The organism is Marimonas lutisalis (assembly GCF_005434965.1).
In the GTDB taxonomy this organism is placed as follows: Bacteria; Pseudomonadota; Alphaproteobacteria; order Rhodobacterales; family Rhodobacteraceae; genus Marimonas_A; species Marimonas_A lutisalis.
In genome coordinates, this window is sequence record NZ_SKCI01000001.1 from 1,481,695 (window position 1) to 1,507,936 (window position 26,242).

Consider the following 26,242-nt stretch of genomic DNA (forward strand, 5'->3'; position numbering starts at 1 on the left):
TCAGGGCTCTAGTTTGTATCCAATTCAATGACTTGACGAATCTCTTGCTCGGGCGGTGAAAAGTCGGCGCCGAAGAACGGTCCAAGATAAGCATAGGCAATCAAAGCAATCACCGCAAGAATTGCCAGTATAAACAGCCACTTGATGATGCGTCCCATGTTAAGCCTGCCTGCGTTTTGCCTGTTTTGACCAAGTTATAACTGGCCTTTTCGCCAAGATCACGTCATTCAGGCGACATTGGGAAAATATGGCAGGCGCGCGCCTATGGTAGCGCAGAGAACATGGGCTGGCAGGTCGACAAGACAATCGTGATGGTGGGTATGATGGGCGCGGGTAAGACAGCGATCGGTCGGGCCCTTGCCGCCATTCTGGATGTTCCTTTTCTTGACTCGGACGCCGAAATCGAACGTGCCGCGAACATGTCCATTGCAGAAATATTCGAGCGAGATGGCGAGGCATTTTTCCGCGACAAAGAGAGCCAGGTCATCAGCCGGCTTCTGGATGCGCCGCAAAAGGGAGTATTGTCGACCGGTGGTGGCGCGTTCTTGGCTGAGGCAAACCGTGAAATGATTACGAAACGCGGTGTCTCCGTATGCCTGATGGCGGACATCGATTTGTTGTGGAACCGCGTGAAACACAAGCAATCCAGGCCTTTACTACAGACAGCCGACCCACGCGCAACGCTTGAGGCACTGTATCGAAAGCGCGAGCCGATATACGAACAAGCCGACATCAAGGTGACGGCACGCCCCGAATACTCGATTGATGAGATGGCAGCCAAGGTTCTGGAAGCATTGCGCGGCCGCCCTGACGTTCTGAAGGAAACGCCATGAGAGAGACCGTGCACGTGGCGCTTGGTGCGCGCGCCTATGACATCCACATCGGCCCCGGATTACTGCAGGATTCGGGAGCATTGATAGCCCCGCTGCTCAACCGGCCGCGCGTGGCGGTGATCAGCGATGAAAACGTGGCCGCGCTGCACCTGGAAACGCTGCGCAAAGGATTGAAAGAACACGATATTAGCATGGTGTCGATGACTTTGCCTTCAGGCGAGTCGACCAAAAGCTGGCCGTACCTGACGCAAGCGGTTGAGTGGCTTCTGGACCAGCGTGTCGAACGACGGGATGTCGTGGTCGCCCTGGGCGGCGGAGTGATTGGAGACCTCGTCGGATTTGCAGCCGCGATATTGCGTCGGGGTGTTCGGTTCGTGCAGCTGCCGACATCGCTTCTGGCCCAGGTTGACAGTTCGGTAGGTGGCAAGACCGGAATCAACTCCCCCCATGGCAAGAACCTTATCGGCGCGTTTCATCAGCCGTCGCTTGTGCTCGCCGATACCTCGGTTCTGGAAACTCTCACGCCCCGTGATTTCCTCGCGGGTTACGGAGAGGTCGCCAAATACGGCCTTCTTGGCGATATGTCCTTTTTTCAATGGCTTGAGGAGCATGGTTCATCCATTTCAAGCGGCGACTTGTCAGCGCGTATCCATGCGGTCAAGCGCTCCTGCGAGATGAAGGCAGGGATCGTTGCGCGGGATGAGACCGAACAGGGGGAGCGGGCTTTGCTCAATTTAGGGCATACGTTTTGCCATGCTCTTGAGGCAGCGACCGGTTACTCGGACCGGCTGCTGCATGGCGAGGGCGTGGCGATCGGCTGCGCGCTGGCCTTCGAGGTGTCGGCCCGGATTGGGCTGTGCAGCCAGGAGGATCCCAGCCGTGTTCGCGCCCACCTTAAAGACATGAACATGAAGGCTGATCTATCTGATATTCCGGGAAATCTTCCCGATGCCGATGCCCTGATCGAATTGATGAAACAGGACAAGAAAGTCACCGACGGGCGGATCAATTTCATCATGGCGCGTGGTATCGGCGAGGCTTTCGTGACGCCAGATGTGGATCTCGATGTGGTCCGAAACGTCCTGACCGAGCAACTTGCCGCCAAAGGTTAACGCCACCGCACGGTCGAAATCACGGGGGGGGTGACATGCGTATGACTCCCGGCTGACATCCGGCTGCCGGGTGTAAATGACATGCGTTAACGCCCGTTAAGGTTAATGCACCGTCCGGCCTGCCTTCATCTGACCGGAAATACCTCGGGGGTTTGGGGGCAGCGCCCCCAATCATTCAAACCTGCGCGCCGCAGGCGCTCCGCAAGATCACCCCAACTCAGGCGCGCAACCGTTCGCCTTTCGGGTCAAAGGGCGGTTCGGACAGAATCGTGGCGCGGTGGGGTCGGCCCAGAACCATCACCTCGACCGCATCGCCGGGCGCTGCACCTTTGACATAGCCAAGTGCCAGGCTCATACCGACGGAGTAGCCGTAGGCGCCCGAGGTGACGCGCCCGACGCCCTGCCCGTCCTTGAAGATCGGCTCACCCCCCGTTGCATCGGCGTTCGAGGCGCGCGCATCCTCTTCGTTCAGCGCCAGCAGGACGAGGGATTCTCGCGCAGGTTTCGCCATTACCTCGGCGGCGGCGGCCTTGTTCAGGAAGTCCTTGTCCATCTTCACAAGCCGATCCAGCCCCACCTCCTGCGGCCAGTACTCGGGGCTGTATTCGCGGCTCCACGAGCCATAGCCCTTTTCGACCCGCAGACTCATCAACGCGCGGCTGCCCACCGGGCCGGCCCCCACGTCGCGACCAGCCTCGAGAAGCGCTTCGTAAAGGCGTTTTTGATCTTCGGTGGCGCAATGCAACTCCCATCCGAGATCGCCCGTAAAGGACACGCGCAGCGCGATACAGTCCACGCCCGCGATCTCGATCCGCTTGGAGCGCATGAAGGGGAAATCTGCCGTCTCGAGCGAGGTGTTGGTGAGCCGCTGCAGCATCTCGCGCGAGCGCGGCCCGGCGACGTTGAAGCCGCACATTGCCTCTGTCATCGGTTCGAACGTCGTGCCCTCGGGCAGCGGCACCATGTCGTAGAAGCGTTTCTGGTATCGTTCGGCCATGCCGGAACTGACGATCCAGAACTCGTCCTCGGCGGTGCGCGTCACCGTGGCATCCCCGGCGATGCCGCCGCGCATGCCGATCAGCGGTGTCAGGCAGGACCGGCCCACCTCGCGCGGCATGCGGTTGGCGAAAACGGCGTTGAGCCAGTCCTCGGCCCCTGCCCCGCGCACTCGGTACTTGGCAAAGTTCGAGATGTCGATGATGCCGGCGTTTTCGCGCAGCATGCGGCATTCTTCGCCCACGGGCCCCCACCAATTCTGGCGGTCGAATCCGTTGGTGTCTTTGGTGTCGGGCTGATCCGCAAACCACAGCGGGTGCTCCCAGCCGTAGTTGAGCCCCATAACCGCGCCCATGTCCTTTTGCATGTCATAGACGGGGCGTGTGCGCACCGGGCGGCCCGCCTCGCGCTCTTCGTTCGGGAAATGGATCGAGAAGCGATGGGCATATTGGTTCTGGACCCGCGCCATGGTGAATTTCTTGTCGGCCCAGTCCCCGAACCGCGCCACATCCCAGGCGAACATGTCATACTGCATTTCGCCTTCGATCAGCCATTGCGCCACCATTAGGCCCATTCCGGCGGATTGCGAAAATCCGGGAATGATGCCGCAGCAGGCGAAATAACCCCTGAGTTCGGGCACCGGGCCGAGGAGAACGTTGGAATCCGGCGACCAGATCATCGGGCCGTTGATCACCCGTTTGATCCCCGCCGTGCCCGCGACCGGCACACGGTCGATGGCGCGCATGATGTTTTCCTCGATCCGTTCCAGATCGTCGGGGAAAAGATCATGGGCGAAATCGAGCGGCGTGCCGTCTTCGGCCCAGAACTTCATGTCGCGCTCATAGGCGCCGATCAAGAGGCCCTTGCCCTCTTGCCGCATGTAATATTCGCCGTCGCGGTCGGCGACCGACGGCAGGCGGCGATCGAGCGCCGCGATCTCGGCGATGGTTTCGGTGACGAAATACTGGTGCTCGGTCGGCATCAGCGGCAGTTCGATCCCGGCCATCGCCGCCACTTCGCGCGCCCAGAGACCCGCGGCGTTGATCACCCAGGGTGTTGAGATATCGCCCTTGGGCGTGCGCACGATCCACGAGCCGTCGGGCTGCGCCTCGGTGCCGATCACGGGGGTGAAGCGGTGAATCTCGGCACCGCGCTGGCGCGCGCCTACCGCATAGGCGTTGGTCACTCCCGAAGGATCGACGTTGCCGCCATCGGGTTCGTACATGATGCAGCGGATGCCGTCGAAATTGACCAGCGGGTGCAGGCGCTCGGCCTCGTCGCGGCTGACCTCGTGGAAGTTCATGCCGTAAAGGCGGGCCTTCGATTCCTGCAGGCGCAGCTGGTGTTCGCGCGCTTGGGTCTGCGCGAGATAGAGCGAGCCGGGCTGAAACACGCCGCAGGACTGGCCGGTCTCAGACTCGAGATTCTTGTAGAGCTGCATCGTGTAGTGCTGAAGCCGCGAGATGTTGGCGCTGTCATGCAGGCCGTGGATACCCGCGGCGGCGTGCCAGGTGGAACCGCTGGTGAGCTCGTCACGCTCGAGAAGCACGACATCGGTCCAGCCGAGTTTCGTGAGGTGGTAAAGGATCGAGCAGCCGATCAATCCGCCGCCGATCACGACGGCCTGGGCGTGGGTGCGCATGGGGACTCCGTTCTTTGGTCGCGGCCAGATTGGACGGCGCGCGGGGCGCTTACATGGCGGTTCCCGACATAGGCGCGCCTGTCTGCGTCAGAGACGCCGCATGATCGGCCAGCGCCTGGCGGTCGATCTCGTGCGGGATGGTCTCGAGGGCACGGGTCAGCGCCTGCCCGCGAAGCTCTTCCGCGACGGCGGCCAGCACCGGGTCCGGATGCCGAGCCAGTGCGAACAAGCGTTCCTGCAGCACCGCCTGGACCTCGTAGACGCCCGCGCCGTCACGCGCGATCAGACCCAGGGGACGGCGGATCAGGTGGTCGGGGTTGAGCGCGCGAATAAAGACGCGCGGATATGTGGCCGGATCCCCCGGGCTGGCCTGGGGCGCCTGCCAGCCCTGCAGGATTCCGGCGATCCGATCGATCATGTCGATGGCGGTGCCGCCGTCATTCACGCCGGGCGACAGCGCCTTCGAGGCGATCTCGGCCAGCATGGTCAGGCCGAAGCCGGGATCCTGTTCGACATCGCGCATCTCGCCGATCTGGACATTCGCCACGACGGAGGCGACGAGCGCGTCATCCGTGACATGGGCGATGATGTCGCCCTTGTCGATATAGTCGCCGACCTCGCGGATCAGGTAGGCGTGGCCATCGCAGGCCTTGGCGCGGGCATCTATGGCCGCGGGAAAGATCCGTTCGACATAGCCCGAGCGGTTGGCGCGAATATCGGTCACGCCTTCGGGGATCACCATCGCGTCGGTCAATGCGGTCGCGCCCAGGCAGGGGCGTTCCATGCGGTCGTGAAATGCTTTGGCGGTCAGCTCGCAGATCCTGTCGGAGATGTCAGCGAGGCTGCCCATGGTCTGCAGCCGCACCAGCCAGCGCATGATCATAACCACGACGAGAACGATCACCACGAGTGTCATGGCAAAGAGCACGACGATATCGCGATCCTCGAAAAACTGGGTCGAGCGCAGGATGATCGATGAGAGCGCGTAGACGAAGGCGCCGATGAAGGTGGCGAGTACCATCTGGGTTGAACGGTCGCGGAGCTGGATCCGGTGGGCGCGCGGTGTCCATTGCGCCGAGATCGAGCGGTGCACCGAGACCATCACCGACAGCGAAAACGTGGTGACGGCGAGCATCGAGCCGGACAGGATGTCAAGGAGTTGATCAACCGAATTGGCCCCGATCCAGAGGGCGAGCGACGGCGGCAGGAAAGGCCCGATCAGCTTGGCCGCGAGGACAGCCACGACCCCGAGCAAAGAGATCGCCGCAACGCGCAGCCAGAGTTTTCGAAACAACAATCGCACGCGTTGAACAAACGAGGTAAACATGCCGTATCACCTTGGTTTCGGAGCGGTTCAGTGCGCCTGAAACGACGCGGGGCGTCGCTGGCAGACATTCTCCGCCCTCGGGACTTGTCACATTCTGGCAGAGTGCTCCGGCAATAAAAAGGAAAGGTTGCAATGAAATCCACGGCGCAGGTTGTTGTCATCGGAGGCGGGGTTGTCGGGTGTTCGGTGCTGTATCACCTGACCAAGCTGGGCTGGTCGGACGTGATGCTGGTGGAGCGCTCGGAATTGACGAGCGGCAGCACCTGGCACGCGGCGGGCGGGTTTCATACGCTGAACGGCGATACCAACATGGCCGCGCTGCAGGGCTATACCATCCGTCTCTACAAGGAGTTGGAAGAGATCACCGGCATGTCCTGCGGGCTGCACCATGTGGGCGGGGTGACGCTGGCCGACAACCGCGACCGGATGGACATGCTGCTGGCCGAGCGCGCCAAGCACCGCTACATGGGGCTGGAAACCGAAATCGTGGGCCCGGATGAGATCAAGCGCATCGCGCCGGTGACCAATGTCGAGGGCGTGATCGGTGCACTCTACGACCCGCTTGACGGGCACCTGGACCCGAGCGGGACGACCCATGCCTATGCCAAGGCCGCGCGGATGGGCGGTGCCACGATCGAGACGCATTGCATGGTCAAGGAAACCCGCCAACGCCCCGACGGCAGCTGGGACGTGGTGACCGACAAGGGCACGGTCCATGCCGAGCACCTGGTCAATGCCGCGGGCCTGTGGGCGCGCGAGGTGGGCGCGATGGCGGGCGTCTATTTCCCGCTGCACCCGATGGAGCACCAGTACCTGGTAACCGAGGAAATTCCCGAGATCGCCGAGATCATCGACGCGGGCGGCGAACACCCCCACGTTATGGACCCCGCCGGCGAATCCTACCTGCGGCAGGAAGGCCGCGGCCTGTGCATCGGGTTCTACGAACAGCCCTGCCGCCCCTGGGCGGTGGATGGCACGCCGTGGAGCTTTGGCCACGAACTGCTGCCGGATGATTACGACAAGATCGAGGACTCGATCGCGTTCGCCTACAAGCGTTTTCCGGTGCTGGAGCGCGCGGGCATCAAATCCGTCATCCACGGCCCCTTTACCTTTGCGCCCGATGGCAACCCGCTTGTGGGCCCCGTCCCGGGGATGCGCAACTACTGGTCGGCCTGTGCGGTGATGGCGGGCTTCAGCCAGGGCGGCGGTGTTGGCCTGATGCTGGCGCAGTGGATGATCGAGGGCGAGTGCGAGCGCGACACCTTCGCGATGGATTGCGCGCGCTTCGGAGACTGGATCACGCCCGGCTACACGCGGCCCAAGGTGATCGAGAACTACCAGAAACGGTTCAGCGTGGCCTATCCGAACGAGGAACTGCCCGCGGCACGCCCGTTCCGGCAGACGCCGATGTATGACGTATTCGACGCCATGGGCGCAGTCTGGGGCGCGCAATACGGGCTGGAAGTGCCGAACTATTTCGCCGAAGGCGATGAGCCACGATATGAAACACCTTCATTCCGCCGCTCGAACGCCTGGGAGGCCACCAGGCGCGAGGTGAAGACCGTGCGCGAAGCCGTTGGAATCAATGAGGTTCACAACTTTGGCAAATACCTGGTGACGGGCCCCGGCGCGCGGGACTGGCTGGACCGGATCATGGCCGGGCGCGTGCCCAGACCGGGGCGGTTGAGCCTGACGCCGATGCTGAGCGCGAAGGGGCGCATCATTGGTGATTTCACCATATCCTGCCTGAGCGACGAGGCGTTCCAGCTGACAGCAAGCTATGGCAGCCAGGCCTATCACATGCGCTGGTTCGAGCAGCACGAAGCCCCCGGCGTGACGGTGGAAAATGTCAGCGACCGTCTGAATGGGTTCCAGATTGCCGGGCCGAAGGCGCGCGCGGTGCTGCAATCGGTGGTGCGCGAGGATATTTCCGACATGCGGTTCATGGACCTGCGGCACCTGACGGTTGGCATGGTTGATTGCCTGGTGCAGCGTGTCAGCTATACCGGCGATCTGGGGTTCGAAATCTATTGCGATCCGATGGCGCAGCGCAGCCTGTGGGACACGCTGTGGCAGGCCGGCCAGCCGCACGGGATGAAACCCTTTGGCATGCGCGCGATGATGAGCCTGCGCCTGGACAAGTTTTTCGGGTCGTGGCAGCGCGAGTTTTCACCGGATTACACGCCGGGCGAAACCGGACTGGACCGCTTTATCCAGTGGTCGAAAGACGTTGATTTCATTGGCAAAGAGGCCGCGCTGGCCGAGCGTGAAAAAGGCGCGGCGAGGCGCCTGGCGGTGTTCGAGGTTGATGCCGATGACGCGGATGTGGTGGCCTATGAGCCGATCTGGCTGGATGGCGAAGTGGTGGGCTTCTGCACCTCGGGCGGCTATTCGCACCATGCCGACAAGTCCATCGCCCTGGGGCTGGTGCCGAAGGATGCGGTCAGCCCCGGTCTAGAGGTCGAAATCGAGATCCTGGGCCAGATGCGCAAGGCGCGCGAGATCAAGGAGCCGCTTTTCGATGCTGACGGGGCCCGGATGCGCGGCTAACCTGCGGGCATGTCGGATGTGTTGATCCTGATCCCGGCCGCCGGCGCCTCGAGCCGGATGCGCGGGCGAGACAAGCTGATGGAACTGGTGGATGGCGAACCGTTGTTGCGGCGCCAGGTGCGCCGAGCCCTGGCCACGGGCACCGATGTCGTGGTGACGGTCTCGCGGGAATTTCCGCAGCGGGCCGAGGTGCTGAAGCAGATCGCGAGCCCGTCTTTGACGGTTCTGGACGGAATCGACGGGCGCGAAGGCCTGGCGGTATCGCTCCGCGAGGCTGCCCGGGTGGCGAAGAACGCCGCCGGGTTGATGGTTCTGCTGGCGGATATGCCCGAGATCACCCGGGCCGATATCGAGACCATGCTGAACGCGTTTCGCGCGGAGCCTGACGCGGTGCACAGGGCCACGGACCGGGATGGCACACCGGGCCATCCGGTCGTGTTTCCTGAGCGATTGTTTCCGAAACTGGCGCAGATCACCGGCGACAGGGGGGCGCGGGACGTGCTGAGAGAGGAAACCGTGCGCATGACCCCCCTGCCCGCGCGGCATGCGGTCACCGACCTGGATACACCGGAAGACTGGGCCGCATGGCGCGCGGCCCGGGATGGTTAAGCAGTTTGCATGCTCGGGGGAACGATGATTTCGTCGACCCCCTGGAACACGATTGAATCGGCGCCATCCGTGATCACCCCGCAATCGGGGCCCGACCATTCGATCAGGACCGGGTAGATCAACGCGCTGAGATCGATGACGAAATAGCGCGGACCGGTGGTACCACCGATCAATATGTCTTCACCGAGACCGAGGCACCGCGGGGTCAAACGATAGATAGAAGGATCGGCTTTATTCGCCACAAAGCATTCCGCTGCACTCATAATTTCTGCTCCTTTTGCCGGTTTCCCCGCGGTTTCCGGGTACCGATCTGTACTGTTTACAGGGAGAGGGTGTGCGATGGCTTTGGCAAAATTTGGGCAGGCTCGGGGTCATTTCTGACGCTAAAGCGAGACAGGTGGTTTCGGCAAACCAAAAACGGGAAGAGATGCGAACACCTCTTCCCTAGCGCCCGGGCGAAAGGGTCAGGGCCCGGGACAGCTGCATACCCATTTTCTTGGTGGCGCCCCCGGGGCCGCCCCTGTGAGCCGCCCCGGGAATTGTCTTGTCAGCGCGCGCCTCGTGCTTCTTGAGCGAGCGGCGGGCGGCGGTGTATTTATTCACACCTACACGCGTCTCAAGCTCGGGGAAGAGCTCGAAGATTTCATCGCGCTGCGCGTCGCCCAGTCCGTCGAGGACATTAGCCCCCGGCTGGAAGCTTTCGGTCCAAGCCCCGTTCGAGAGCACCACTTCGTGCTGGTCGAACATGAAGTGGACAAAGGTCACGCCCAGCGTTCCAACCTCGTCCACGCCGTTCAGATCGGTCAGGTGCTTGGCCGCGGCGAGGACTTCACGCTCTTCGAAATAGAGCTGCGCCTTGTCGCCGGTCATCAGCAGGCGATGCTGCGGGCTGACCAGGATGTCGTGCTCGGGCAGGTTGTCGCCCAGGCTACCCTTCTGGATCAGGATCGGACGCAGATGCGGTGCCCGGGCCAGCTCTTGACCGGTGAGGTTACGGCTGCCGATCCAGCGGATCTCCTGGATGCCGTTGTCACGGGTGATGATCTTGTCGCCGACCTTGAGGTCCTCGACCAGACGCTCGCCCTTGGGCGTCGCGATCGCGGTTCCCGGCGTGAAGCAGGGTACGACATTCTCGATCTCGGTGAAGGTGAGCGTCCCGGTGACGTCGCCGTCGGCATCGCGATAGGTCACGATCCCATCCTAGCTGTCCGGCGATGTGTAGGTCACATTGAGCGACCCACCCGGAACCGCGGAACCTGTGAGATCGAGCCTGTCGAAATCGTCTGGTCCGTCATCGACCGGGCCATCGCCGCCGTCGATCACGTCACCCTTGTTGACGTTCAGAAAAGTGTCGCGGCCATCGCCCCCCAAAAGCGAGTCCTTGCCGGCTCCGCCATCAATGGTGTCATTGCCCGCACCGCCCGTCACGGTGTCGTCGCCGTCGCCTGCCAGGACAGAGTCGTCGCAGGTGGTGATCGTATCGTCGCCGTCGCCGGCCATGACCAGGTCGCGGTCATTATCGGGGTCGGGGTCGGTAGCGTCGTCCTCTTTGGTGGTCGAGCAGGTGTCGATCAGGTCATCGCCCGCACCGCCGCCCACGGTATCGGCGCCGTCGCCGCCATCAACCGTATCGTCGCCATCGCCGGCCAGAACGGAGTCGTCGCCTGCGCCCGCATCCACAAGGTCGTCGTCGATGCCTGTGTCGATCACGTCGTCCCCGGTGCCGCCCAGCAGCGTGTCGTCATCATCTTCGCCGAAGATAGTGTCGTTGCCCGCGCCGCGGTCGACGAAATCCAGCCCGTTGATCGGAACCGGATCGGTTTCGTCCGGAGCCTGGCCGAAGAGCAGCGTGCTGTCGCCGGCATTGATCCAGTCGTCGCCGTCTTCGCCGAGGATCGAGTCGGAACCATGCCCGCCGATGATAGAGTCGTCTCCGGCGCCGCCGTCGATCAGGTCGGCATCATCGCCGGTCGAGATCAGATCGTTGCCGTCTCCGCCGGTGACAGTGTCGCGCCCTTCGGTGGTGTTGGGATCCGAAAGGATCGTGCCAATGGGCAGGTTGGGATCATCGCCTACGTAGTCGGAGAACGTGTCGACGCCGGCGATGATGGTGTCATCCCCTGCCCCGCCATCAATGCTGTCGGCGCCCTGGATGTCATTGATCGAATCATTGCCGTCGCCAGCATCGACCACGTCATTATCGATACCGGGGTTGATCACGTCGTCACCAGCACCGCCGGAGATGGTGTCAGCATCGTCGCCGGTGGAAATCGTGTCATTCCCATCGCCACCATCGACGATGTCGAGATCGTCGGCCGGATCGGAATCGACCGGGATGCCCGGGAATGTCGGCACGTCGATCGCCGGGGTGCCCGGTGCCGAGGTGTCGATCACGTCACCGCCCAGGCCACCATCGGCGGTATCGTTGCCATCTCCGCCCAACACGAGTCGGCGTCATCGCCGCTGTCGTCGCCTTCTCCGGCAAGCACGGTGTCATCGCCGCCGCCCACGACAACGATATCATCCTGCGGCGGGTTGCCCGGCATGTTGTCCATGTTGTCGATCATGTCGCCTTCGGGGTCACCCATGTAGGCGTCATCGATCAGGTCGTCGCCCTCGCCACCTTCGACGATGTAATCGGGCATGACTTCGGGCGCCACGGTGACGGTGGCGGTATCGGTTGCACCCAACTCATCGGTGATGCTGTATTCGAACGTGTCGGGGCCCGAGAAGCCGGGTTAGGCGTGTAGACCGGCATGCCCGAGACCGGATCGATGACCACGGTGCCATTGGCCCCATCGGTCACACCGGTGACATCGAAATCGTCGCCCTGCGGGTCGACATCGTTGCTGACCACGAGAACCATGACCGGCGTGTCGACATCGGTTGTGGCAGTATCGTCGACGGCGTCCACGGTATTCACGGGGGTGCCATCGCCCACGGTGACGGTCACGCTGGCGGTGTCGATCGCACCCAGATCATCGGTGATGGTGTAGTCGAACGTGTCCGTGCCGGTGAAGCCGGCATCCGGCGTGTAGACCGGGTTGCCGGAGACCGGGTCGATGGCCACGGTGCCGTTGGTGCCATCGGTCACGCCGGTGACGGTGAAGCTGTCGCCCTGCGCATCGCTATCGTTGTCAAGGACCGGAACGATGACGGGCGTATCGAGATCGGTGCTGGCCGCATCGTCGACCGCGTCGACATCGTTAGAGTCGGTGGTCGAGAAGTGGATGTCCGAAACCATGACGCGCTGATCTCCATCACCGGCATTGTCGTACTCGATCACGATCTGCGATACCGGACCGTCGATCTGAACAAGGGCCGAACCTTCGCCGTCGGTCGGTTCCCATGCAGATCCACCTTCGAGCGTGTTGGAGCCACCGGTGACATCGGCGCCCGGAATGATCGTCACCGGCACTTCGTTGCCATTAGCATCGTAGGCGCGGATGGTCAGTAGATCGAGGTGATAACCGCTGGGCTCACCGGTATCGTCGACGCCCGAGTCGATATCGTTGATCCGGAAGCTGACATTCTGGACTTCGTCGCCATAGGCCACATCGGATGCCGCGAACGAGATGGTTGTGGTCGAGGTGTCGTCGATGCCGCCTTCACCGCCTTCGACGAACAGCTTGAGGAAGGAAAACGCGCTGAAGGGATCATCGGAAGCGACATAGCCTTCGGCGTAGAAGGCAAAAGCCTGCGCGCCTTCGTCGATACCCTGAAAACCAACGGTGACATCCACACCGCCCGTATCGACCGTTTGGGTTGCCCCCATACTCGTACCGTATGTACCGAACAAACCCCAATCCAGAACCAGATCAGCCATAGTTAACGACCCTTTCAACTCTCACCATGCACGCCATTTACGCAGCACTGTGACCATCGGACCCCTGCCGGATGCCTCCGCACAGGGCCCGCAAACCCTTTCTTTCATGATGCAAAATTGGGACGTGAAAAGCACGAACGCCTGGTGGGGGGGGGTCCCCCAACTCTGGCAGCTCTGGCGGCAGGCTTGGCACTCGTTAACACCGGCTTGCGCCACTTTTCCCGCATCCAATGGATGCATCACAGTTCAGCGGCCGCCCCTTGGCCAGCAGACATGCCCCCCAGTCGGGCACCAATATCGATACTGCAGAAGGACGCCGACACAAACCCAAATTTGGCGGGAAAAAGGCACGCCAAGTCCCCTTTCGCCTTTTTTCGGCTGCACCGTCGGCAAGGATTCGTCGGCATTTCCGAGAATTGTTTCCCAACGGAAAACACAGCGAGAAGGCGAATTCAGGCAATAGTGAAAGTGATACGCGTCTCGCCGGCGATGCGACTCCTGCGGAAAGCAGGCATCTACTGTTTCTGTTTTGTAAACAGCGAGAATTCGCCAAAATATGGCGGAAATTTGTTTACCATGGTTAACTGCGGCGCGGGTCTGCTTGACGCGTTTCGATCCAATCCGGAGAATTGATTAGGTATTCTGAAATAATTGCCTCAATTCGTCGCGAATCGCGGATACCGGCCCGCGAGAAGAAACCGGGATATTGGTGCCCAAGGTGAGACTCGAACTCACACGGTATTGCTACCGGGGGATTTTGAATCCCCTGCGTCTACCATTCCGCCACTTGGGCCCTGCAAGATCCGGGTTTACAGCGTTGGACCGGGGATCGGAAGAGGGAAATTGCCCCGTGCGCAGCCGTTGGCCTGGCATCACAGCGGCCGCCGGGCGTAACGGGTTGACGGCGGCCCCGGTTCCATAGGCATATGCGGGTCAACAACAACGAGGCAGGCATGTTACGCGGGCTGTATAACCGGACGATGCAACTGGCAGATCATCCGCGCGCGATGTGGGCGCTGGCAATGATCGCCTTCATCGAAAGCTCGGTCTTTCCGATTCCGCCCGATGTTCTGATGATCCCGATGATCCTGGCGCGGCCCAGCCGGGCCTTTGCCATTGCCGCGGTGGCGCTGGTGGCGTCGGTGCTGGGCGGCATGCTGGGCTATGCGATCGGATATTTCGCCTACGAGCAGATCGGCCAGCCGATCCTGGCATCGATGGGCAAGGCCGAGGCGATGGAGGCGTTCAACACGCGGTTCAACGATTTCGGGTTCTGGGCGGTGCTGACTGCGGGCATGACGCCCTTCCCTTACAAGGTGATCACCATCATGTCGGGCTGGACCGCGATGCCGCTGCCCACCTTCATCGCCACGTCGATCCTGGCGCGGGGGTTGCGTTTTTTCATCGTCGCGGCGCTCTTGTGGAAATTCGGCGCACCCATTCGTGATTTCATCGAACGGCGGCTGGGCTTGATGTTCATCCTGTTCGTGATCATGCTTCTGGGCGGATTCTACGTGGTGAAATACCTATGACACTCAACCGGCCTGCCCTGATCCTGCTGGCCGCCGGGGGATCGGCGGCGATGATGATCGGGGCCCTGCTGTTCCAGTACGTGGGTGACATGGCGCCGTGCAAGCTGTGCTACTGGCAGCGTTATCCGCATATCGCGGCCATTGGCATCGGAGTGCTGGCGCTGATGGTGCCGGGGCGCGGGTTTCCCCTGCTGGGGGCGCTGGCGGCCGCGACGACGGGCGCGATCGGCGTCTATCACACCGGGGTCGAGCGCGGCTGGTGGCCGGGCCCGGAAAGCTGCACCGGGGGTGGCGGGCTGGGCGGCCTGAGCGGTTCCGACCTGCTGAGCCTGGATACGCCCACAGGGGTCGTGATGTGCGACGAAGTCCCCTGGGAGATGTTCGGCCTGTCGATGGCCAGCTGGAATGCGGTGGCCGCGTTCGGCTTTGTACTGATCTGGCTGCTGGCAGCGCGCAACCGGGTTTGACCCTTTCGAAGTGAATGTACCGGGCTGCGCCACGCACACGGCGCAGCCCGGCGGATGCCGCACCGCTCTTGGGGACAGCGGCGCGGATCACGGGAACCGTCAGTTGCTGGACGGGGTCTCCATCAAGCCTGCGGCCTGCGCGGCCTTGACCTCTTCATCGTCGAGCGCGCCATCGCCGCTGGTGTCCATTGCCGAGAAGCTGTCGGCGGTGACTTCCGGGTAGACGGCCTGCACCTCTTCGATGGTCAGCATGCCATCGCCGTTGGCGTCCACCTCGGTGGCGCTCATGGCCAGGGCGGGTGTCAGAATGACGGTAAGTGCCGCGATGGTGGGATAGATCGTCTTCATGTCTTGTCTCCTCATGTGAGTAACGAAGGTCTTTGCCTTCGGGGACATGAAGCGTTGCGCGGACGGGTTTGGAAACGCGCAGGCCGCGGCGGCGCGGTTTCGGGCCGAAAGGTGCCCAAAAGTGCCAGGCACACGCGCCGGAGTTGGCCGGGCAAAATCCTGCCACCATGGGTTGCGCGACTTTCCCCCGCGGCGCGGCGTGGTTTTGCGCGGAGATCGGCCGGAAAAGCGCTCTGCCCGCCCGTCGGCGGCGGATTGCCGGATGCGCGACTCGGCCAAGAAAAGAGGGGGGCCCGGAGACCCCCCTTGAGTTTCGCCGTTCAGGCTCACTCTTTAATTTACCGCCCGGTTTCTGCCTGCGGCCTGAACGTCGCAAGGGGCGAGCGCACCCGCCCCGTTGACCCTTAGCTGCACCCGCTTGTCGCGCCGCAGGTGTTGCATTTCATGCAGGTGCCGTTGCGCACCAGCGTGTAGTTGCCGCAATCGCCGCAGGCCTCGCCTTCGTAGCCCTGCATCTTGGCCTTGGTGCGCGCATCCATCCCGACCGTGCCCGAGGACATCGCCGTCGTCGACGCGACCGACGACGCCACATCACCCATCGAGGTGGTGGTTGCCACCGCATCGGCGGTTTCGGGCACCAGCGTGTTGAGGGTGGCGACCGGATCGGCCGAGCCATCGAGCGCGGTAGCGCCGATCGACTGACCGCCCTGCAGCACCACGAGCTCTTGTGGCAGGCGCTTGCGCAGGTAGCCCGTCGAGCTGATCTGTTTCAGCACTTCGAGCGAGCGCGAGGCGGCGGTATCCGACATCTCCTTGATGTTCGACACGCCCTCTTCCTCTCCGCGGCCCAGATCGTCGAAGGTCGCGCCTTCGGGCTTCACATGGGCAAGGTCGGTGCGGTCGAGATAGGAGACCGCCAGTTCGCGGAAGATGTAATCAAGGATCGAGGTCGCGTTCTTGATGCTGTCATTGCCCTGCACCATGCCCGCTGGTTCGAACTTGGTGAAGGTGAAGGCATCGACGAACTCTTCGAGCGGCACACCGTATTGCAGGCCGACCGATACGGCGATCGCGAAGTTGTTCATCATCGCGCGGAAGCCGGCGCCTTCCTTGTGCATGTCGATGAAGATCTCGCCCAGGGAGCCGTCTTCGTATTCGCCGGTGCGCAGGTAGACTTTGTGCCCGCCGACGATCGCCTTCTGGGTATAGCCCTTGCGGCGCTCGGGCATCTTTTCGCGGTGCGATTTGATGATCTCCTTGACCACGACCTTCTCGACGATCTTCTCGGCCAGCGTTGCCGCTTTCTCCTGCGGGGTGCCGGTTTCGAGAATTTCCTGTGCCTCTTCGTCATCCTCGACCAAGGCCGCGGCGAGCGGCTGGCTGAGTTTCGAGCCGTCGCGGTAGAGCGCGTTGGCCTTGACGCCGAGGGACCAGGAGAGCTCGTAGGCTTTCTGGCAGTCCTCGATGGTGGCGTCGTTGGGCATGTTGATCGTTTTCGAGATCGCACCCGAGATGAACGACTGTGCCGCCGCCATCATCTTGATGTGGCTGTCGACCGACAGGAAGCGCTTGCCCTTTTTGCCGCAGGGGTTGGCGCAATCGAACACGTGGTAGTGCTCGACCTTGAGATGCGGTGCACCTTCGAGCGTCATGGTGCCGCAGACGTGGTCATTCGCGGCCTCGATATCGGCGCGGGCATAGCCCAGATGGCGCAGCATGTCGAAGGTGGGATCGTTCAGCTTCTCGGCCGGGATGCCCAGCACCTTGGTGCAGAACTCTACACCCAGGGTCCACTGGTTGAACACGAAGCGGATGTCGAAGGCCGAGCCAAGCGCCGCCTCGATCTTGTCGAGCTCGTTCTGGCCGAAGCCATGCCCGATGAGCGAGGTGTGGTTGATGCCGGGCGCATTGCCGATCGTGCCGTGGCCCACCGCGTAGGAAATGATTTCCTCGATCTGGGCCGAGCCGTAGCCGAGCTTTTCAAGCGCGGCAGGCACCGACTGGTTGATGATCTTGAAGTAGCCGCCGCCGGCGAGCTTCTTGAACTTCACCAGGGCGAAGTCGGGCTCGATCCCGGTGGTGTCGCAATCCATCACCAGGCCGATGGTGCCGGTGGGCGCGATGACCGAGACCTGCGCATTGCGGTAGCCGTGCTTCTCGCCCAGCTTGTAGGCCTCGTCCCAGACGGCCATCGACAGGTCGACCAGTTTGGGATCGGGGCAGTTCTGCAGGTCGAGCGGCACCGGCTTGACGGCGAGATCTTCATAGCCCTCGGTCGCGCCGTAGGCGGCGTTGCGGTGGTTGCGGATGACGCGCAGCATGTGCTGGGCGTTGCGCTGGTAGCCCGGGAAAGTGCCCAGTTCGCCGGCCATCTCGGCCGAGGTGGCATAGCTGACGCCGGTCATGATCGCGGTGAGGGCACCGCAGAGCGCGCGGCCCTCGTCGCTGTCATAGCCGAGGCCCATGTTCATAAGCAGGCCGCCGATATTGGCATAGCCAAGGCCGAGCGTGCGGAAATCATAGGAGAGCTGCGCGATTTCCTTGGAGGGGAATTGCGCCATCATCACCGAGATTTCCAGCGTCACGGTCCAGAGCCGGGTGGCGTGCATATAGTCCTCGGCCTGGAACTCCCCGTCCTTGAGGAAGGTCAGCAGGTTCATCGAGGCCAGGTTGCAGGCCGTGTCATCGAGGAACATGTATTCCGAGCACGGGTTCGAGCCGCGGATTTCGCCATCTTCCGGGCATGTGTGCCAGGAATTGATCGTGTCGTGATACTGGATGCCGGGATCGGCGCAGGCCCAGGCGGCGTGGCCGACCTGCTCCCAGAGATCACGCGCCTTGATGGTCTTGGCGACGCTGCCGTCGGTGCGGCGGATCAGTTCCCAGTCTTCATCGTTTTCGACCGCCTTGAGGAAAGCGTCGGTCACCCGGATCGAGTTGTTGGAGTTTTGTCCGGAGACCGACGCGTAGGCCTCACTGTCCCAGTCGGTGTCGTAGGTGGGGAACTCGATGCTGCCATAGCCCTGCTTGGCGTAGTCGAGCACACGCTTGATGTAGGTTTCGGGAATGGCAACCTTCTTGGCTTCGCGGATCGCGGACTTGAGCGCGTCGTTTTTCGACGGCTCGACAGCGTCGTTCAGATCACCGTCCCAGGTGCGGATAGCCGCGAAGATGCCGTTGAGCTTCTCCTCGTGCATCTTGGAGCCGGCCACGATCGAGGCAACCTTCTGCTCTTCCTTGACCTTCCAGTTGATGTATTCCTCGATATCGGGGTGGTCGGCATCGACGATCACCATCTTGGCGGCGCGGCGCGTGGTGCCACCCGACTTAATCGCGCCGGCGGCGCGGTCGCCGATTTTCAGGAAGCCCATCAGGCCCGAGGACTTGCCGCCGCCCGAGAGCGATTCACCTTCGGCGCGGAGCGACGAGAAGTTGGTGCCGGTGCCCGAGCCGTATTTGAAGAGACGGGCCTCGCGTACCCAGAGGTCCATAATGCCGCCCTCGTTCACCAGGTCATCGGCGACCGATTGGATGAAGCAGGCGTGCGGCTGCGGATGTTCGTAGGCGCTGGTCGACTTGGTCAGCTTGCCAGTTTTGTAATCAACATAGTGGTGACCCTGGCCGGGGCCGTCGATGCCATAGGCCCAGTGCAGGCCGGTGTTGAACCATTGCGGGCTGTTGGGCGCGGCCATCTGCGAGGCCAGCATGTAGCGCATCTCGTCATAATAGGCGCTTGCGTCCTCTTCGGAGGAGAAGTAGCCGCCCTTCCAGCCCCAGTATGCCCAGGCGCCGGCCAGGCGATCGAACACCTGCTTGGCCGAGGTTTCGCCGCCGAATTCCACGTCGTCGCCATCGGGCACGGCACGCCAGAGGAACTCGGGTACGCCCTTATCCTTGACCTTTTTCAGGCGCGAGGGGACGCCCGCCTTGCGGAAATATTTCTGCGCGATCACGTCGCTTGCGACCTGGCTCCAGCTCGACGGTACTTCGACTTCGTCGAGACGGAAGACCACGGTGCCATCGGGATTACGGATTTCCGACGCCGTGGTGACGAATTCCAGGTCCGCGTAAGCGTCTTGTCCTGCCTTGGTGAATTTTCTTTCGATTTTCATCGCTGCCCCATGTGTCCCAGCTTTTGACTTCCCCAAACGCCCGATAACCTTGGGCGTTCCGACCATCGAGGGGCGAGAGGCAAAGATCCGCCGCACGCGGCCCGGAGAAACCCGGTTCCGACGATGCGTGCCACCCGTTGACCCGGCGGCAGTGTTGCGCGTTTAGTCTCTACCTGCCTGTCCCTCTGTGGCCACTATATGTTGTGGCCTTCTGACCGGCCCGCACAATCTGGCGTAGTCAGCCATATGAGGTCAACGGATTTATTTCAAAGAATCCCCGATTTTGATGTTGACCGTGTCCGAGACACAAACTCTGGGGGCGGCAAGGTGATTCACCTGTCTGAGGGATGCCACTTACCGAGACGTGACTTGACCTTGTGGATAAGCCGGGAAACATAATGTGTTTCGGCATAGTTATGGCAGCTGCCCTTGACCACCGGCATTTGGACCGCGACGCCACCGTTCGGTTTGAAGCCTTCACGACGACGCCGACCAAAAAAATTTCGACGATCCGGCGATTGTCACGTTCAGGACACAAAGGACACACCCGTGACCCCTTCGAAGCGATTCTTTTTGCCCGTCGCGGTCGGCTTCGCGGCATTGCTTGCCGGCTGCGACGCACCGGCGCCGAGCGGCCCAGCGGTTCCACAGGTGGAAAGCGCCTATTTCGCCGAACGTCCGGATGCGCTGATCAAGGCAGCGCAGCTCGCCTGCAGCGGGCCGGGCGAAACGGTGCATGCGCCGCGCCCCGGGGTGGTGCAGTGCCATATGCTGCTGGAGCCGCAGTCCACCGCGGCGGCGATCCTGGCCTATGACGGAACGGTTGATGATCTTCCGCGGCTCGTGGTCAGCCTGGCCAGCGCACGGGCCGGCGACGGCTATGTCGTGACCGGCTGTGCCTTTCTGAAAGTGCCGCAAAAGGCCGGCGGCGTAAAACGTGTCGTTCACAACGATCCCAGAATCGCCACCCGGCTGCGCCGCATGCTTGAATACCTGGGCGGTCAGCCGCTGCGGGAGGTTCCGGAAGGCGCGCGGGAGGCTTGCCTTTCGACCTGAGCGGACAGTTTGAGAAGGGCCCAATGCCGATTGGGCCGGTGACATCCGGCACAAACGCCTGAGCCATGAGATTGGTCGGGGCGGCGAGATTCGAACTCACGACCCCCTGTACCCAAAACAGGTGCGCTACCAGACTGCGCCACGCCCCGAACCGGGTCTGTGTGTAGTCGGGCGCCCTACCCTTGTCCATATCAAATGAAAACGGCCCCGGAGATGCCGGGGCCGTTTCGTTGTAGAAGCTCAGAAATCAGTTCAGCGCGGCATCGGTGATGTCATGCGTCCAGGCCCCTTCGGGTTCCTTCGTGATCACCGGATCCGAGCCGCCGGAGAGCAGCGACTTGACCGTGCGCTCGTAATCGGCCGGATCGAGCGCGCCGTTCGAACCCGCGGTCAGCTTGGCGATCTCGCCCATCATCCGCTTCTGGTGCTTTTCGGTCTGGGCGCCGGTCTCGTCATATTCGAGCACGATCATCGCCGCTTCGTCGGGGTTTTCCTCGGCGTATTTCCAGCCCTTCATCGCGGCGCGGACAAAGCGCACCATCTTGTCCTTGAAGGCCGGATCGGCGAGCTTGTCCTCGAGCACGTAGAGCCCGTCTTCGAGCGTGGCAACGCCTTCGTCCTCGTATTTGAAGACAGTGAGGTCTTCGGGGGTGAGGCCCGCATCGATGACCTGCCAGTATTCATTGTAGGTCATGGTCGAGACGCAGGCGGCCTGGCCCTGCAGGAGCGGATCGACGTTGAAGCCTTGTTTCAGGACGGTCACGCCGTCATCCCCGCCATCGGTGGAAAGGCCCAGCTGGCTCATGTAGCTGAGGAAGGGGAATTCATTGCCGAAGAACCAGACGCCCAGCGTCTTGCCCTTGAAATCGTCGGTGCTTTCCACGCCAGCATCCTTGCGGCAGGTCAGCATCATGCCCGAGCTTTTGAACGGCTGGGCGATGTTGACCAGCGGCAGGCCCTTTTCACGCGCTGCGAGCGCCGCGGGCATCCATTCGACGGTAACATCGGCGCCGCCGCCGGCGATCACCTGGGTGGGGGCGATATCCGGGCCGCCCGGCTTGATCGTCACATTGAGGTCTTCCTCTTCGAAGAAGCCCTTTTCGAGCGCGACGTAGTAGCCCGCGAACTGTGCCTGGGTCACCCATTTGAGTTGCAGCGTCACGTCATCGGCGGCCTGCGCCAGCGATGCCGCGGCGGCCATGGCGCCCGCCATTACGGTTGTCATCAGTTTCTTCATTTGTCTTCAGCTCCCTGTGTTGCTGGTTATTGAATTCTCTTGCCGTGTCTTGCCCGCGTCAGCCCCGTTGCGAAGGGTGCCAGAAGGTGACCCCCTTCTCTATCAATGCCAGAATACCATAGAAGGCGCTGCCCACGATCGCGGCGACGACGATTTCCGCCCAGACCATATCGAGTGCGAGTTGGCCGACCGAGGTGGAAATGCGAAAGCCCATGCCGATGATGGGCGAGCCGAAGAATTCGGCCACGATTGCACCGATGAGCGCCAGTGTTGATGAAATCTTGAGCCCGTTGAAGATGAAGGGCATGGCCGCCGGCAGCCGAAGTTTGAAGAGCGTCTGGCGATAGCTGGCGGCATAGGTATGCATCAGGTCGCGCTGCATGGCGGTGGTTTCCTGCAACCCGGCCACCACGTTGACCAGCATCGGGAAGAACACCATTACCACGACCACGGCGGCCTTCGACTGCCAGTCGAAGCCGAACCACATGACCAGGATGGGCGCAGTGCCGATGATCGGCAGGGCGGCCACGAAATTGCCTACTGGCAAGAGGCCGCGCTGCAGGAAAGGCGAGCGGTCTATGGCGACGGCTGTGAGGAACGCGGCGCCGCAGCCGAGGATATATCCGGTGAGCGCGCCCTTGACGAAGGTCTGCACGAAGTCGCCCCAGAGGATCGGCAGCGAGGTCGACATTTTGACTGCGATCGCCGAGGGCGGCGGCAGGATGACGAAGGGCACCTGCATGGCGCGCACTGTGACCTCCCACACGACCAGGATCAACAGGCCGAGAATAATGGGCGCGGACAGGCGCGCCCAGCCCGCGCCGCTGAAATGCCGGGCGAGACCGCGGATTACGAACCAGCCCAGCCCCGTGGCCACGAGAGCAAGCACCACGCCGACCCATCCCGAGCCGTCGGCCACAGACAAGGCCAGGCCGGAGAGGATGACAAAGCCCGGAAGGGTCAGCCCGATGGATTTCATCGCCGCATTCATGCCTGTATCCCCATGCGTTTGAGCGTGAGCCGCTGGATCAGGCCGATGAGACCGACGAGAACGGCCGCGAGGATCGCGGCGGCAAAGAGCGCCGACCAAATCTGGATGGTCTGGCCATAATAGCTGCCCGTCAGCATCCGAGCGCCGAGGCCACGCACGGCGCCGGTGGGCAGTTCGCCCACGATCGCGCCGATCAGCGAGGCCGAGATGCCGATTTTTAGCGAGGCGAAGAGGTAGGGCATGGACGCCGGCAGGCGCAGTTTCCAGAAGGTCTGGGCCCGCGTGGCGTTATAGGTGCGCATCAGGTCGAGCTGCATCGCGTCGGGCGCGCGCAGGCCTTTGACCATGCCGACCACCACGGGAAAGAAGCTGAGATAGGCGGAGATGATGGCCTTGGGGATGAGACCCTGAAGCCCGACCGAGTTCAGCACCACGATGATCATCGGAGCGAGCGCAAGGATCGGGATGGTCTGCGAGGCGATGGCCCAGGGCATTACGCTCATGTCCATGGCGCGGCTGTGCACGATGCCCACCGCCAGCAGGATGCCGAGGCCGGTGCCGAAGACGAAGCCCAGAAGCGTGGCGCTGAGCGTGATCCAGCCGTGAAAGATCAGGCTGCGCTTGGAAAAGGCGCGGCCGTTGGCGGCCATGGCGCCGGTGGTTTTCCAGAGCTCGGCGGCGACCTGTTCGGGGGATGGCAGGCGCGGACGTTCCTGGCCGAAAGCGCCGCCCACGAGGCCGGGGTTTTTCAGCGCGAGAGCGATGCCGCCCATCTGCAACCGGTCGATCGCCTTGGCCGGGGTCACCTCGGCCCCTGCCCGTTCAGCCTGCTGCACGGCCTCGTGCATGTTCATCGGGATGCAGGCAAGATACCAGATCCCGATGATCGCCGCGACGACAGTGAGGACAGAGAGCGCCGACTTAATCATCGTAGGCGTGCCCCGCGCGCAGCCCTTCGCGGACGCGATGGGCGATTTCGAGGAATTCCGGCGTGTCGCGGATATCCAGCGGACGTTCGCGCGGAAGCGTGTTTTCGATCACGTCGGTGATCCGGCCGGGCCGCGGTGACATGACGACAATCTTGGTCGAGAGATAGACCGCTTCGGGGATCGAGTGGGTGACGAAGCCGATGGTCTTGTGGGTCTTGTCCCAAAGTTCCAGCAACTGTTCGTTGAGATGGTCGCGCACGATCTCATCGAGCGCGCCGAAGGGTTCGTCCATCAGAAGAATATCGGCATCGAAGGCGAGTGCCCGGGCGATCGAGGCGCGCTGTTGCATGCCACCCGAGAGCTGCCAGGGGAATTTCTTGCCAAACCCTGCAAGATCAACGAGTTCAAGGACACGCTTCACGTGATCATCCTGCTCGGACTTGGGATATCCCATGATCTCGAGCGGTAGCTTGATGTTGCCTTCGATCGTGCGCCACGGGTAAAGGCCCGCGGCCTGGAACACATAGCCGTAGGCACGGGCCCGGCGGGCGTCATCGGGGCTCATCCCGTTCACGGTCACCGTGCCGCCGGTGGGTTCCTCAAGTGCTGCGACGACGCGCAAGAAGGTCGTCTTGCCACACCCCGACGGACCGATGAAGCTGACGAAATCGCCTTTCATGATATCGAGGCTGACATCTTTCAGCGCATGCACCGGGCCATCGTTCGTCTGGAAGGTCAGATCGAGGTTCCGGGCCTGGATGACGGGGGTATTTTCGTTCACGCTGTGCGCTCCCACAGTTTCGGTTCGGCGAATTCCACGCTGTTGCCGGCCGGATCGCGCACGTAGATCGAGCGCGCGCCGCCCGGCCAGTTGAAATCGGCCTCGATCTCGATGCCCGCGTTTTCAAGCCGCGCGCGCCACCCGTCAAGCGCATCTGCGGGAACATTGAAGCACAGGTGCCCCGGACCGGTGGCCCCGTGGGGCGGCACCGGCAATTCTGTGTCGGAGCGCGGCGGGATACGGGTTTCACGCGCCACGAACAGCAGAACGATGGTTGCGCCGGCGCGATAGAACAGGTTGCGCGGATCCTGCCGCCGAACCTCTTCCAACCTCAGCAGATCGCCGTAGAAAATCGCCGCCGCATCGAGATCATCGACGTAAAGCGCCGCTTCGAGCACGCCGGATATGGTGGGCGTATCGCTCATACGCCGGTGGCCGGGATGCCGCTGCGTTCGACGGGCCGCGGCGCGGTCAGTTCCTTCCACTGGCTGAGCGCGCGGTTGACCGGGGCGTTGGGTTCGCGGGCGACAAACTTGCCGTGGCCTTCCTGAGTTTGCATCGTGCCATCCATGACCGCGATCTGACCACGGGACAGCACGAAACGCGGCAGGCCCTTCACGTGTTTGCCTTCGAACACGTTGTAATCGATCGCGGATTGCTGGGTCTTGGCCGAGATGGTCTTTTCCTTTTCCGGGTCCAGCACCATGATATCGGCGTCCGCCCCGACAAGGATCGCACCTTTTTTCGGATAGCAATTCAATATCTTGGCAATGTTTGTTGATGTAACGGCCACGAATTCGTTGGGGGTGAGACGCCCGGTGCCGACGCCGTTGGTCCAGAGCATCGGTATCCGGTCTTCGAGGCCCCCAGTGCCGTTCGGGATCTTGGTGAAATCGCCCACGCCATAGCGTTTCTGTTCGGTCGTGAAGGCGCAGTGATCGGTGGCCACCACGGAAAGCGAGCCCGATTGCAGCCCGTTCCACAGACTGTCCTGGTGCTGCTTGTTACGGAACGGGGGCGACATTACGCGGCGGGCGGCGTGATCCCAGTCCTTGTTGAAATACTCGGATTCGTCGAGCGTCAGGTGCTGGATCAGGGGCTCGCCCCAGACGCGCTTGCCCTGCATGCGGGCGCGGCGGATGGCTTCGTGGCTTTCCTCACAGCTCACGTGCACCACGTAGAGCGGTGCGCCGGCCATGTCAGCGATCATGATCGCGCGGTTGGTGGCCTCGCCCTCCACCTGCGGCGGGCGGGAATAGGCGTGCGCCTCGGGGCCGGTATTGCCCTCGGCCAGGAGCTTGGCGGAAAGCTCGGCCACGACATCGCCGTTTTCGGCATGCACCATCGGTGTGGCACCGAGTTCGGCGAGACGCTGGAACGACGCGTAAAGCTCGTCATCGTTGACCATCAGCGCACCCTTGTAGGCCATGAAATGCTTGAAGGTGTTGATGCCACGCTCGCGCACCACCTTTTCCATCTCGTTGAAGACCTGCTCGCCCCACCATGTTACCGCCATGTGGAAGGAATAGTCACAATTCGCGCGGGTCGATTTGTTGTCCCAGCGTTTGAGCGCATCGAACAGCCCCTCGCCCGGGTTCGGGAGGGCGAAATCGACCACCATCGTGGTGCCGCCTGCCAGCGCGGCGCGGGTGCCGCTTTCGAAATCGTCCGAGCTGTAGGTGCCCATGAAGGGCATTTCCAGGTGGGTATGCGGGTCGATGCCGCCGGGCATGACATAGCACCCCGTGGCGTCCAGTTCCTTGTCGCCCTTGAGGCCCGCGCCGATCTCGGTGATGACGCCGCCCTCGATCAGCACATCGGCCTTGTAGGTCAGATCGGCGGTGACGATGGTGCCGTTCTTGATGACTGTGGTGCTCATTTCATTCTCCCCGTT

20 protein-coding genes, 2 tRNA genes and 2 pseudogenes are annotated in these 26,242 nt (G+C 62.4%); 7 read left to right on the plus strand and 17 right to left on the minus strand.

The genetic code is table 11. The features are described 5' to 3' along the window. Positions 1-8: 8 nt before the first annotated feature. Positions 9-158 (minus strand): hypothetical protein, encoded by a 150-nt coding sequence (locus E0501_RS21265; protein WP_170222766.1) that lies wholly within the window; start codon positions 156-158, stop codon positions 9-11. 123 nt (positions 159-281) lie between these two features. On the opposite strand from E0501_RS21265, the gene E0501_RS07100 reads away from it, so the two are divergent. Both E0501_RS07100 and aroB read left to right on the plus strand, forming a co-directional pair. After that, complete coding sequence (locus E0501_RS07100; protein WP_137700610.1) at positions 282-833, plus strand: shikimate kinase; 552 nt, start codon at positions 282-284, stop codon at positions 831-833. Next, on the plus strand, positions 830-1,945 hold the full coding sequence (gene aroB, locus E0501_RS07105; protein ID WP_137700611.1) for a 3-dehydroquinate synthase: 1,116 nt from the start codon (positions 830-832) through the stop codon (positions 1,943-1,945). Before E0501_RS07100 ends, aroB begins: the two co-directional genes overlap by 4 nt. 217 nt (positions 1,946-2,162) lie before the next feature. On the opposite strand, the gene E0501_RS07110 is transcribed toward aroB, so the two are convergent. Together E0501_RS07110 and E0501_RS07115 are read right to left on the minus strand one after the other, a co-directional pair. Continuing rightward, positions 2,163-4,583: a GcvT family protein gene (locus E0501_RS07110; RefSeq protein WP_137700612.1), complete on the minus strand. Its 2,421-nt coding sequence runs from the start codon at positions 4,581-4,583 to the stop codon at positions 2,163-2,165. A 49-nt stretch (positions 4,584-4,632) separates the two neighbouring features. Further along, positions 4,633-5,910 (minus strand): DUF2254 domain-containing protein, encoded by a 1,278-nt coding sequence (locus E0501_RS07115; protein WP_137700613.1) that lies wholly within the window; start codon positions 5,908-5,910, stop codon positions 4,633-4,635. A 132-nt stretch (positions 5,911-6,042) separates the two neighbouring features. On the opposite strand from E0501_RS07115, the gene E0501_RS07120 reads away from it, so the two are divergent. Together E0501_RS07120 and E0501_RS07125 are read left to right on the plus strand one after the other, a co-directional pair. Continuing rightward, positions 6,043-8,460: a GcvT family protein gene (locus E0501_RS07120; RefSeq protein WP_137700614.1), complete on the plus strand. Its 2,418-nt coding sequence runs from the start codon at positions 6,043-6,045 to the stop codon at positions 8,458-8,460. 9 nt (positions 8,461-8,469) lie between these two features. Next, complete coding sequence (locus E0501_RS07125; protein ID WP_137700615.1) at positions 8,470-9,069, plus strand: nucleotidyltransferase family protein; 600 nt, start codon at positions 8,470-8,472, stop codon at positions 9,067-9,069. Here the strand turns inward: E0501_RS07125 and E0501_RS21125 are convergent. The 5 genes and pseudogenes from E0501_RS21125 to E0501_RS07160 form a co-directional block, all read right to left on the minus strand. Next, positions 9,066-9,332, minus strand: a complete 267-nt coding sequence (locus E0501_RS21125) for a hypothetical protein (RefSeq protein WP_161594575.1) — start codon at positions 9,330-9,332, stop codon at positions 9,066-9,068. The two genes, E0501_RS07125 and E0501_RS21125, sit on opposite strands and share 4 nt — an antisense overlap. Before the next feature lie 181 nt (positions 9,333-9,513). Then, positions 9,514-11,514 (minus strand): annotated as a pseudogene (locus E0501_RS21850) (Hint domain-containing protein). Continuing rightward, positions 11,460-11,714 carry a hypothetical protein gene (locus E0501_RS07135; RefSeq protein ID WP_137700616.1) on the minus strand — a complete coding sequence of 85 codons (255 nt, stop codon included), beginning with the start codon at positions 11,712-11,714 and terminating at the stop codon, positions 11,460-11,462. Before E0501_RS07135 ends, E0501_RS21850 begins: the two are co-directional and overlap by 55 nt. Before the next feature lie 72 nt (positions 11,715-11,786). Beyond that, positions 11,787-12,895 (minus strand): annotated as a pseudogene (locus E0501_RS21130) (Ig-like domain-containing protein); the annotation flags it as partial. Positions 12,896-13,602: 707 nt separating this feature from the next. Then, positions 13,603-13,688 (minus strand) — tRNA-Leu (locus E0501_RS07160). A gap of 160 nt (positions 13,689-13,848) precedes the next feature. Between E0501_RS07160 and E0501_RS07165 the strand changes: the two genes are divergently transcribed. Together E0501_RS07165 and E0501_RS07170 are read left to right on the plus strand one after the other, a co-directional pair. Then, positions 13,849-14,427, plus strand: coding sequence for a YqaA family protein (locus E0501_RS07165; RefSeq protein ID WP_137700621.1), 579 nt, complete (start codon positions 13,849-13,851; stop codon positions 14,425-14,427). After that, on the plus strand, positions 14,424-14,894 hold the full coding sequence (locus E0501_RS07170) for a disulfide bond formation protein B (RefSeq protein WP_137700622.1): 471 nt from the start codon (positions 14,424-14,426) through the stop codon (positions 14,892-14,894). Before E0501_RS07165 ends, E0501_RS07170 begins: the two co-directional genes overlap by 4 nt. Before the next feature lie 99 nt (positions 14,895-14,993). On the opposite strand, the gene E0501_RS07175 is transcribed toward E0501_RS07170, so the two are convergent. Both E0501_RS07175 and E0501_RS07180 read right to left on the minus strand, forming a co-directional pair. Further along, complete coding sequence (locus tag E0501_RS07175; RefSeq protein WP_193555880.1) at positions 14,994-15,242, minus strand: EF-hand domain-containing protein; 249 nt, start codon at positions 15,240-15,242, stop codon at positions 14,994-14,996. Between the two features lie 404 nt (positions 15,243-15,646). Then, positions 15,647-19,354, minus strand: coding sequence for a vitamin B12-dependent ribonucleotide reductase (locus tag E0501_RS07180; RefSeq protein WP_137700623.1), 3,708 nt, complete (start codon positions 19,352-19,354; stop codon positions 15,647-15,649). Positions 19,355-19,783: 429 nt separating this feature from the next. On the opposite strand from E0501_RS07180, the gene E0501_RS07185 reads away from it, so the two are divergent. Further along, on the plus strand, positions 19,784-20,410 hold the full coding sequence (locus E0501_RS07185) for a hypothetical protein (RefSeq protein WP_137700624.1): 627 nt from the start codon (positions 19,784-19,786) through the stop codon (positions 20,408-20,410). A gap of 72 nt (positions 20,411-20,482) precedes the next feature. Here the strand turns inward: E0501_RS07185 and E0501_RS07190 are convergent. The 7 genes from E0501_RS07190 to hydA all read right to left on the minus strand — a co-directional run bounded on the left by E0501_RS07190 (position 20,483) and on the right by hydA (position 26,227). Next, positions 20,483-20,559, minus strand: a tRNA-Pro gene (locus E0501_RS07190). Positions 20,560-20,657: 98 nt separating this feature from the next. After that, positions 20,658-21,647, minus strand: a complete 990-nt coding sequence (locus E0501_RS07195; RefSeq protein ID WP_137700625.1) for an ABC transporter substrate-binding protein — start codon at positions 21,645-21,647, stop codon at positions 20,658-20,660. 58 nt (positions 21,648-21,705) lie between these two features. After that, a complete protein-coding gene (locus E0501_RS07200) occupies positions 21,706-22,638 on the minus strand; it encodes an ABC transporter permease (RefSeq protein WP_235857762.1) in 933 nt (310 codons plus the stop codon). Further along, positions 22,635-23,564 carry an ABC transporter permease gene (locus E0501_RS07205; RefSeq protein ID WP_137700875.1) on the minus strand — a complete coding sequence of 310 codons (930 nt, stop codon included), beginning with the start codon at positions 23,562-23,564 and terminating at the stop codon, positions 22,635-22,637. Before E0501_RS07205 ends, E0501_RS07200 begins: the two co-directional genes overlap by 4 nt. After that, a complete protein-coding gene (locus E0501_RS07210; RefSeq protein WP_137700626.1) occupies positions 23,560-24,348 on the minus strand; it encodes an ABC transporter ATP-binding protein in 789 nt (262 codons plus the stop codon). Before E0501_RS07210 ends, E0501_RS07205 begins: the two co-directional genes overlap by 5 nt. After that, positions 24,345-24,773: a VOC family protein gene (locus E0501_RS07215; RefSeq protein ID WP_137700627.1), complete on the minus strand. Its 429-nt coding sequence runs from the start codon at positions 24,771-24,773 to the stop codon at positions 24,345-24,347. Before E0501_RS07215 ends, E0501_RS07210 begins: the two co-directional genes overlap by 4 nt. Then, positions 24,770-26,227: a dihydropyrimidinase gene (gene hydA / locus E0501_RS07220; RefSeq protein WP_137700628.1), complete on the minus strand. Its 1,458-nt coding sequence runs from the start codon at positions 26,225-26,227 to the stop codon at positions 24,770-24,772. The genes E0501_RS07215 and hydA overlap by 4 nt, the downstream gene beginning before the upstream one ends. Positions 26,228-26,242: the final 15 nt, after the last annotated feature.